Source organism: Pseudonocardia sp. (assembly GCF_025465255.1).
In the GTDB taxonomy this organism is placed as follows: Bacteria; Actinomycetota; Actinomycetes; order Mycobacteriales; family Pseudonocardiaceae; genus Pseudonocardia.
This window is the reverse complement of record NZ_JAODNI010000031.1, coordinates 1-9252: the sequence shown is the minus strand read 5'-3', so window position 1 is coordinate 9252 and position 9252 is coordinate 1. Positions and strand designations below refer to the sequence as shown.

Annotated in this window: 7 protein-coding genes and 2 pseudogenes; 2 read left to right on the top strand and 7 right to left on the bottom strand. The window is 70.6% G+C overall.

What is annotated here, in order from left to right:
* A pseudogene (locus JWP64_RS03350) lies at positions 1–158 on the bottom strand (S-methyl-5-thioribose-1-phosphate isomerase); the annotation flags it as partial.
* 97 nt (positions 159–255) lie between these two features.
* On the opposite strand from JWP64_RS03350, the gene JWP64_RS03345 reads away from it, so the two are divergent.
* Both JWP64_RS03345 and JWP64_RS03340 read left to right on the top strand, forming a co-directional pair.
* A complete protein-coding gene (locus tag JWP64_RS03345) occupies positions 256–1341 on the top strand; it encodes a gamma-glutamylcyclotransferase family protein (protein ID WP_297492115.1) in 1086 nt (361 codons plus the stop codon).
* Positions 1342–1409: 68 nt separating this feature from the next.
* On the top strand, positions 1410–2819 hold the full coding sequence (locus tag JWP64_RS03340) for an MFS transporter (protein ID WP_297492113.1): 1410 nt from the start codon (positions 1410–1412) through the stop codon (positions 2817–2819).
* A 49-nt stretch (positions 2820–2868) separates the two neighbouring features.
* Here the strand turns inward: JWP64_RS03340 and JWP64_RS03335 are convergent, their stop codons facing one another.
* The 6 genes and pseudogenes from JWP64_RS03335 to JWP64_RS03310 all read right to left on the bottom strand — a co-directional run.
* Positions 2869–3984: an amidohydrolase family protein gene (locus JWP64_RS03335; RefSeq protein ID WP_297492111.1), complete on the bottom strand. Its 1116-nt coding sequence runs from the start codon at positions 3982–3984 to the stop codon at positions 2869–2871.
* A gap of 82 nt (positions 3985–4066) precedes the next feature.
* Positions 4067–5752 (bottom strand): chaperonin GroEL, encoded by a 1686-nt coding sequence (gene groL / locus JWP64_RS03330; protein WP_297492109.1) that lies wholly within the window; start codon positions 5750–5752, stop codon positions 4067–4069.
* A gap of 147 nt (positions 5753–5899) precedes the next feature.
* A complete protein-coding gene (mimD, locus tag JWP64_RS03325; protein ID WP_297492108.1) occupies positions 5900–6274 on the bottom strand; it encodes a propane 2-monooxygenase effector subunit MimD in 375 nt (124 codons plus the stop codon).
* Entirely contained in the window at positions 6271–7479 is a 1209-nt protein-coding gene (locus JWP64_RS03320; protein WP_297492106.1) for an aromatic/alkene monooxygenase hydroxylase subunit beta, read from the bottom strand. Before JWP64_RS03320 ends, mimD begins: the two co-directional genes overlap by 4 nt.
* Positions 7476–8531, bottom strand: coding sequence for an FAD-binding oxidoreductase (locus JWP64_RS03315; RefSeq protein WP_297492104.1), 1056 nt, complete (start codon positions 8529–8531; stop codon positions 7476–7478). The genes JWP64_RS03320 and JWP64_RS03315 overlap by 4 nt, the downstream gene beginning before the upstream one ends.
* Positions 8532–8680: 149 nt before the next feature.
* Positions 8681–9252 (bottom strand): annotated as a pseudogene (locus tag JWP64_RS03310) (methane monooxygenase); the annotation flags it as partial.

Below are 9252 nucleotides of genomic sequence, written 5' to 3'. Positions count from 1 at the left end.
CCGGCCACGCCGAGCGCCGGCGCCCCTCGCACCACGAGCCCGCGGATCGCCTCGACCAACTCCTCGACCGTCCCGATCGTGACGGTCCGGAGCTCGGGGAGCGCGGTCTGGTCGACGAGGGTGATCGCCCCGTCCCGCCAGTCGATCGTTCGAGGCAACACATGCCGACCGTAACCGGTCGGTCCGGGCCGTCGTGCGAGGATTCGCAGGCTCTTGCCGCCCGATCGCCGGGCCGACCTCCCGGGAGACGTGTCGATGACGTGGCCGGACGCGGCGTACCCCGCGGTCCCGTACCCGGGTGCGGTGCCGCCCACGTCCTACGTGCACGACGACGGCGTCGGGCACCCGCTGGTCCACGACGCGTCGGCCTGCTCGGGCTGGCGCACCGGCCCGGGCGGCACGGACCTCGACACCTGGCTGGCCGAGCGGCGAGCGCCGGCGCTGGCCGGGCACATGCCGGTGCTGACCTACGGGTCGAACCGCAACCCGTCGAAGATCAGCTGGCTGCGGCGCGAGCTCGGACTGCGCGGGCCGGTCGTGGTGCTGCGGGCGCGCACCGAGGGCGTCTCGGCGGTGTGGGCGCACGGCCTGCGCGTCGTCGACGACCAGCGGCCGGCGGTCCTCGCCGCCGCACCCGGGACGCGCGAGGAGCACTCCGTGTGGTTCGCGACCGGGCAGCAGCTGGACGTCCTGGACGTGTGCGAGGGCCGCGGATCCGGCCGCTACCGGCTCGCGCGGCTGCACACCGGCACAGTGACGACCGAGGATGGCGCGGTGCTCGACGACGTCCTCGCCTACCTCGGCCGGGCCGAGATCCGGCGGCCGCTGCTGGTCGACGGGGCGAGGGTGCCCTGCTCGGCCGTCGGCCAGACCGCGGCGCGGGCACTGGCGGGGGAACCCGGCCCGGGCGACGGGCTGGACGCCACGACCGTCGAGGGGAATCCCGCGCCGGAGGACTGGCCGGCGCGGCTGTTCGTCTACGGGTCGCTGCAGCCCGGCGGGCGGGCGTGGGGCCGCCTCGCCCCCGCACTGGCCGGTGAACCGCACCGGGCCACGCTGCCCGGGACGCTGCTGGACACCGGCTTCGGCTACCCCGCCATGCTGCGGGAACCCGGACCGGGCGTGCCCGGCTGGATGATCCCGGTCCGGGACCCGGCCGCCCTGCTCCCCGAGCTCGACGCCTACGAGGGACCGCAGTACGTCCGGGTCCGGGTGGTGATGCCGGAGACGGGCGAGGTGTGCTGGGCCTACGTGTGGACCGCGGGGGTCGCGGGCTTCCGGCCCGTCAGCGGCGGTTGGCCCGATCGGCACTCGGCCAGGAGGGCTAGTCCGGCCGGGTGAACGGGCTACATCCTGCGGCCCCGTGAACGCCCGTCTAGCGTGGTCGACCAACCGAGCCAGGGGGCGTGATGAGCGAAGCCAGCACCGATACGAAGAGAGTCGAGCAGCCCGACGAGAAGACCGTGCGCAGGGCCGTCGCCGGCGCGGCGATGGGCAACGCGATCGAGTGGTTCGACTACGGGATCTACGGTTACCTGGCCACCGTCATCGCATTCGTCTTCTTCCCGGAGGCGAGTCCCGCGGCGGCGACGATCCTCGTGTTCGCGGGGATCGCGATCCCGTTCGTGCTGCGCCCGCTCGGCGGGATCGTGCTCGGGCCGCTGGGCGACCGGTTCGGCCGGCGCCAGGTCCTCGCGGTGACGATCCTGATGATGTCCGGCGCGACGTTCTGCGTCGGCCTGATCCCGAGCTACGCCTCGATCGGGATCTGGGCGCCCATCCTGCTGCTGGTCTGCCGGCTGGTGCAGGGCTTCTCGACGGGTGGCGAGTACGGCGGCGCGGCGACGTTCATCGCCGAGTACGCGCCGGACAGGCGGCGCGGGTTCTGGGGCTCGTTCCTCGAGTTCGGCACGCTGTTCGGCACCGTTCTCGGTGCCGGCCTGGCCACCGCGGTCCAGCTCGGGCTCTCCGAGGAGGACCTGAACAGCTGGGGCTGGCGGATCCCGTTCCTGGTCGCCGGTCCGCTGGGCCTGGTCGGCTTCTGGCTGCGGAGCAGGCTGGAGGACACCCCTGCGTTCCAGGCCGCGGAGGCCGCGGGCTCCACGACGGCGTCGCCGTTCAAGGAGGTCCTCGCTAACGTCTGGCCGCAGATCCTGCAGCTCGTCGGGTTCGTGGTGCTGCTCAACGTCGCGGACTACATGCTGCTGACCTACATGCCGACGTACCTGACGCAGGTGCTGGAGATCAGCGACACCGAGGCGCTGCTCATCCTGATCGGCGTCATGATCGTGATGATGGGCCTGATCGGCCCGGTCGGCGCGCTGTCGGACCGGGTGGGCCGCAAGCCGTTGCTGATGGCGTCCGCCGTGGGGTACTTCGTCCTCTCCGTCCCGGCGTTCCTGCTCCTGGGCATGAAGAGCGTGTTCCCGGTGATCGTCGGCATGGTGATCCTCGGCGGTCTGCTGCTGCTGATGCTGGGCACGATCGGTTCGGCGCTGCCCGCGATGTTCCCGACCCGGAACCGCTACGGCGGCTTCTCGATCGGTTACTCGACGTCCACCGCGGCCTTCGGTGGCACCGCGCCGCTGATCGTCTCCGCGCTGATCGCGGGCACCGGCAACGACCTGATCCCGGCGTACTACCTGATGGCCGCGGCGGCGATCGCGATCGTGCCGATCCTGATCATGCCGGAGACGGCGAGGCTCTCGATCCAGCATCCGACGAACATCCCCGGCACCGACAAGTACGTGTCCGACGGGGAGCCGGTCGGGGCGGGCGCCGGCGAGAGCCCCACGGACGGTGGGAAGACCAGCGGCTGACCCTCGCCCGCGCCGGCCCGGGCTCGCGGAGCCCGGGGCGTCAGGTGCCTCACCGGGCGCGCGCCGCCTGGCCACCATGGACGAGCGCGTCCGGCACCGGGATCCGGTACAGCCCCGCCGCGTTCGCTCCCATGACGGCCTGGACGTCGGCCGGTTCCAGGCCCCGCTCCCGCAGCGCGCCGACCGCCTCCCCGACCAGCCGTTCCGGCCGCACCAGCGGGTAGCCGCTGCCGAACAGGAGCCGCCCGGGGCCGAACGCGGCCAGCAGCGCGTCGAGGGCCGGACCCGCCTCCCCCGCATGGGTCCGCATCGCCACCAGGACGTCGGTGAGCAGCACGTTCACGTTCGACAGCCGCGCCAGCCTGCACAGCACCCCCGTCGGCAGGCAGCCCGAGCCGAGGACGAACCGCACCCGGGGCAGCGCGGCGGCGAGCACGCGGAGCTCGGTGGCGTCGAACCCGCCCGCGGGGAGCGGGCGGGCGTTGCGGGCCCGGACCGGCAGCGCGGAACCGGCGCGGACCGGTTCGGCCCAGCTCGGCCAGCGGGCCCGGCCGGCGGCGCGGGCCGGACGATCGGGCACGCCGGCATGGGCCCAGGCGGGCGCGCCGGGCGGCGGGTGCGCGACCGGCCCCACCCCGATGTGCACGACGCCCGCGCCCGCCTGCTCGCCCCGGGCCAGTGCCCGGCGCATCCAGGACTCGGCGAGCGCCATCCTCGCCTCCGGGCGCCGGGCCGAGACCAGCGCGAATCCGCGCAACGAGTCCCGGCGCACCCAGGCCGTCAGGCCGCGGGAGACGCCGCGGTCCGCGCCGGGATCGAGCTCGCCGGTGACGACGAGCCGCCCGCCCAGGGGCTCGGCCAGCTCGGCGTGCCAGGCCGACGGGCTGAACCCGAGCACGAAGAGCTCGCCCAGGCCGAGGGGCTGCAGCACCGCGCGGTCCACGTGCCCGTAGCCGAACACGTCCGCGACCAACGCCCGCTCCCCGACGCGTTCGAACTCGTCGGCGGGAAGCGGGCGCGGCTTGCGGTCGAGGACCCGGTGGCGGTGGTGGAGATCGGCGACGAACTGCTCGCCGGCGGGGCCGGCCTGGTTCGCCGCGCTGCCGTCCCAGGCGTGCACCTGGGCGTCGACGACCAGGTAGCGCTCGCCGTCGTGCACGTACACGGCTGGACCTCCCGTTCGTCGTCCGAGATACCGCGACTCGGCGGTCCGGAAACCGCGACTCGCGGGATGATCTCCGGAGCGGCTAGCCCATGGACGGGCCGAGACCCAGCGACTGCGGCGTGCTGGAGTCCGGGCTCGGCTGCGGGATGCCGTCGTCGAGCGGGCCGTACTCCGTCATCAGCGCCTTGTTCCAGGGCGTGACCTCCTCGGCGACCAGCGAGTTCGTGGTCAGGATGAGGCCCGCGACGGACGCGCCGTTCTGCAGCGCGGAGCGCACGACCCGCAGCGGGTCGATGATGCCCATCTCGACCATGTCCCCGAAGCGGCCCTGCAGGGCGTCGAAGCCCGCGTCGACCCCGAGGTCCGTGACCTGCTTGACCACGTCCGCGCCGTCGTAGCCGGCGTTGGTGGCGATCAGGTACACCGGCTCGGTGAGCGCCCGGCGGACGATCTCGACGCCGATCTCGTAGTCCCCGGTCACGTCCAGCTTGTCCAGCGCCTGCTCCGCGTGCAGCAGGGCCGCGCCACCACCGGCGACGATGCCCTCGGCCATCGCGGCGCGGGTGGCCTGCAGGGAGTCGTCGACGCGGTGCCGGATCTCCTTGAGCTCGGCGTTGGTCGGGGCGCCGACCGAGATGATCGCCGCCTTGCCGGAGAGCCGGGCGATCCGGTCGTTGAGCCAGTCCTCGTCCGTGCCGATGCTGGCGCGGTGCATCTCGGCGCGCAGCTGCGCGAGCCGCAGCTCGACGGCCTCGCGGGCGCCGGCGCCGCCGATGATCGCGGTCTCCTCGTTGGTCGCGCGGACCTGCGAGGCGCGGCCGAGGTGCTCGGTGGTCATCTGGTCCAGCGAGAACGACGACGCCTTGCTGTGGACCTTCGCGCCGGTCAGCGCGGCCATGTCCTCCAGCAGGTGGATGCGCTTCTCGCCGAAGCCGGGCGCCTGGATCGCGGTGACCTTGAGGTGCCCGTTGACGTGGTTGTGCACCAGCATCTGCAGCGCGGTGCCCTCGACCTTCTCGGCCACGATCACCAGCGGCCGCGGGTCCCGCATGATCTTCTCGAGCACCGGCATCAGCATGCGCACGTCGGTGATCTTCTCGGCGGACAGCAGGATGTAGGGATCGTCCAGGATCGCCATCATCGAGCCGGGATCCGTGACGAGGTAGGGCGAGACGTAGCCGTTGTCGAACTCGAAGTCCTCGACGAAGTTCACCGTCAGGCCGAGGACCGGACCGTCGTCGACGGAGATCACGCCGTCGTCCCCGACGGTGTGCAGGGTCTGGGCCACGACCCGGCCGATCGTCTCGTCGTCGTTGGCCGAGATGGCGGCGACCCGGGAGAGGTGCTCGAGGCTGTCGACCGGGTGCGCGACGGTGGAGAGGTGGTCGACGATCGCGCCGACCGCGACGTCGATGCCGCGCTTGACCAGCACGGGGTTCCCGCCGGAGGTGATGGCCTTCATGCCCTCGCGGACGATCGCCTGGGCCATCACGGTCGCGGTCGTGGTGCCGTCGCCGACGATGTCGTTGGTCTTGATCGCCGCTTCCTTGAGGATCTGCGCGCCCATGTTCTCGAAGGGGTCACGCAGGTAGATCTCGCGGGCGATGGTGACGCCGTCGTTCGTGACCTCCGGCGTACCGGTGATCTTCTCGAGGATGACGTTGCGTCCCTTGGGACCCAGGGTGGACTTGACGGCTTCGGCGAGTTGGTCGACGCCTGCCTTGAGCAGGTCGCGGGCTTCCTGCCCGAATTTGAGTTCCTTCGCCATGTTCGAAGACCTCCTGGGGTCACGTGCGATCTCGTCATCTGCGCGGGGGTGAAGAGGGGTGCCAGGGCTTGAACACCAGGGCCCGGGTCGCCGACCACGCCGGCATGCGTGGCCGGCGATCCGGGGGCGGGTGGAAACGGGGCGGTGCTACGAGACCGTCGGCGGGAGCATGTCGCCGATGAACTCGGCGGCCTCCTCGAGATTCCCGAACATGACGGTCCGGTCATCCATGTGGATCATCTTCCCGTAGTGCGTCGACATGTTCTCCTCGAACTCCGACGCGTCGTAGAAGCCCTCGTCCTCGCCGAGCGCCTCCGAGATCTCGTCGTAGACGAAGTCCATCCGGCCCACGCAGTCGACGCGGATCATCGAGGGAAGGTGGGTGACCGTCACGTTCTCCTGGCGGTCCATCACCTCCGCCACGACGGCGCCGATCTGGTTGTTCATCAGCGTCACACCGCACTTGCCGGACGCGGTGTTGTCCGATTTGAACGGGCTCTCCGTCGTCTTGAAACTGGTCACTGGTTCAGCTCCTTCGGGATCTCCAGTCCGAGGTCCGTCACGATTCCGGCGAACCGGCTCTTGGCGTGGTCGAGGCTGTCCTCGAAGCGCGGGGGCTTCGCGTCCGGCATCGACCAGATGGGCTGGAGCGCGCGGGCCGCCTCGATCGCCTGGGGCACCCAGTGCGACAGCCAGCCCTGCATGAGCTCCTTGTTGTGGGCCGCGAACTCCTTGTCCTGGGTGAGCGGGCCGAAGCAGACCTGGGTCCAGCGCAGGTCGCGCTGGGCGTAGTCGTACTCGGCGGCACCCATGACGGTCGGGGTCACGAAGTCGCCGTTGCCGGCGGCCGCCTGCATCACCAGCTGGGAGCGGAAGAGCTCGCCCAGCAGGGGCTCGAACACGACGTTCGCGGCGAAGATGGACTCGCCCCAGTCGTCGTCGACGGCGGTGATCGCCTCGCAGACCTTGCGGACGCCCTGCCACTCGGCGTCGTTGTTCCACGCGTCGAGATGCGCGGAACCGTCGAAGCCCTCGACCTCCTCGGTCAGCGTCAGGTTGTAGAGCGCGAGGTCCTGCGCGAACCGGATCTTGTGCATGCTGTTCACCGCCATCGCGGTGTTGTGCATGTTCGTCGGGCCGGAGCGGTTGCACGCGGCGAAGACGTAGAGGCCGAGGATGTGCTCGATGTGCATCCACGCGCCGACGTTGCGCTCGACGAACTGGATCCAGTTCGGCGTCCACTGCTGGAACGCCTTGGCGTTGCGGGCGTTCTCGATGTTCTGGTTGACCTGCCGGACGACGTTCGCGTTGTACCGGTAGAAGGTGAGTTCCCACTCCTCGTTGGGGTCACGGAACTCGTGCCAGCCGTGGGCGGGCCACTCGTAGCCCTTGCCGCCGGAACCGGGGAAGCGCTCGGGGTCCGGCCGGTCCACGCCCCACGCCTTGAGCTTCGTCCAGGTCAGCGGGTATCCCGCGGTGCCGTCCGCGAACCCGTAGATCCAGCCCTGCGACAGGTAGTGCCGCGGGTCCGGCTGGACGTCGACCGTGACGTCCTCGTAGTGGGTCTGCTTGCGCTTCGCCGGCTTGTAGTAGTTGTAGCGGCGGGCGCTGGCGCCCGAGTCGGGGAACGTGCGTGCGCCGGCCTCCGCGTCGGTGAAGACGGGTTTCGGGACGCTGCGTTCCGGCTGTGCGGACTCAGCTGCTGACGTGGATTCCGTGGTGGTCACTGCCCGTCCTCGCCTTCCGATTCACCGGTGGTGGTGAACTTGTCGTAGAAGATGTTCTCCTCGCGCACACCGAGTGCGCTCAGCGTCGCGATCGCCGCATCCACCATGGGCGGCGGACCGCAGACGTAGGCGTCTGCTCCCTCCAATGTGGATTCATTGGCCTCGACCACCGCCGTGACGAGGCCCGTGTGGCCCTCCCACGGCTCACCCTCGGCGGGCTCGGAGAGCGCCGGGATGTAGCGGAAGCCGGGGAGCTTCTCGGAGAGCGCGTGCAGCTCCTCCTCGAAGCACAGGTCCCGTGCGGTGCGGGCCCCGTAGTAGAAGGTCGCCGTGCGCTCGACGTTGCGCTCGGCCATCGACCGCAGCAGCCCGAGCACGGGCGCCATGCCCGCACCGCCGCCGACGAAGATGATGTTCGACGCCCGGTTCTCCCGGAGCGTGAAGGTGCCGAACGGGGCCTCGACCTCGAGCATGTCCCCGACCTGGACCTTCTTGGCGAGGAACTCGGAGAACAGGCCGTCCGGGTAGATCTTGATGACGAACTCGAACTCGCCGTCCCGGTTCGGCGTGTTGGCCATCGAGAACGAGCGACTCTGGTCCGTGCCGGGGACCATGAAGTCCATGTACTGGCCGGGGAAGAACTTGATCTCGTCCGGCTCGCGCAGCTTCACCCGCAGGTGTCGCATGTCGTGGGTGACCTCGTCGTTGGCGAGGACCTCCACGGTGCCCTTCCGCAGCGGCAGGCCGGATCGGATGATCTCTTCGTCGTAGTTGAGGAGCTCGATGGTGAGGTCCTCGTAGGCGTGGGCCCGGCACAGCAGCGTCGAGCCCTCCTCCTTCTCGTAGTCCGGGAGGGCGAAGGTCGAGTAGCTGTCGAGCTCGATGTCCTCACCCTCGAGGACGAAGGACTTGCAGGCGGCGCACTGGCCCTCCTTGCAGCCGTGCATGAGCTGCACGCCCTGCTCGGCGGCCGCGCGCAGGATCGTCTGGTCCTCGTCGACCTCGATCTCGATGCCGACGGGTTCGAACCGCACGACGTGTTTGTCTCCCAAAGGGGAAGCACCTCATTCCGGTCGCGGGACGGACGGGGTACGGAGCTGGACCGATCGGCCGTGCGAATGGCCGGCGGGCCTGGACGCGGGCACGGCGGGGCGGGGGGAGGACCGGAGGACCCGGCCCTCCCCCCTCGCCTGACCCGCGCTCAGGCGCTCGAGGGCGCCGGGCGTCCGGCGGGGCCCTGACGGTTGTAGTCAGCGACGAAAGCGGCGCGGTCGGCGTCGCTCATCTCGTTGAACAACACGTTCGGGCTCTGCAGCGGGGGGCACCGCCGCATGTGGTCCAGCGTCCACATCTTCTTGGGATCCAAGTCGAGGTGGGGCTGGGCCGTCATGGTCTTGCCGTCGTCGCGGACGAAGCCCATGTCGGAGACGACGTCGGCCCAGTTCCAGCCGTGGTAGAGCGTCTCCCACTCGCGCTTGCCGACCAGACGACCCATGTTCGGGGTCTCGCGACCCTGGTAGGTGCCCCGGAAGGCCTCGACGTCCGTCCAGCGACAGACCTCGTGGCAGTACGTCCGGTGCATGCCGTCGATCTCGGCCGTGACCATGTCCTCGCGCACCAGACACGGGACCATGCAGGTCCAGCACCGGGCCGGGTAGACGTAGTCGACGTCCTCGAACACGATCGGGTTGTGCCCGTTCGGCTTGGCGAGGCGGGAGTAGTTCTCCCACCAGGCGCCGTACTTGTCGTACCAGCCCGGGTACTTGTACTCGA

What these genes read in the sequence shown, in the direction of transcription:
- JWP64_RS03345 (WP_297492115.1), top strand. Translation starts at nt 256, where the DNA reads ATGACGTGGCCGGACGCGGCGTACCCCGCGGTCCCGTACCCGGGTGCG.
- JWP64_RS03340 (WP_297492113.1), top strand. Translation starts at nt 1,410, where the DNA reads ATGAGCGAAGCCAGCACCGATACGAAGAGAGTCGAGCAGCCCGACGAG.
- groL (WP_297492109.1), bottom strand. Translation starts at nt 5,752, where the DNA reads ATGGCGAAGGAACTCAAATTCGGGCAGGAAGCCCGCGACCTGCTCAAG.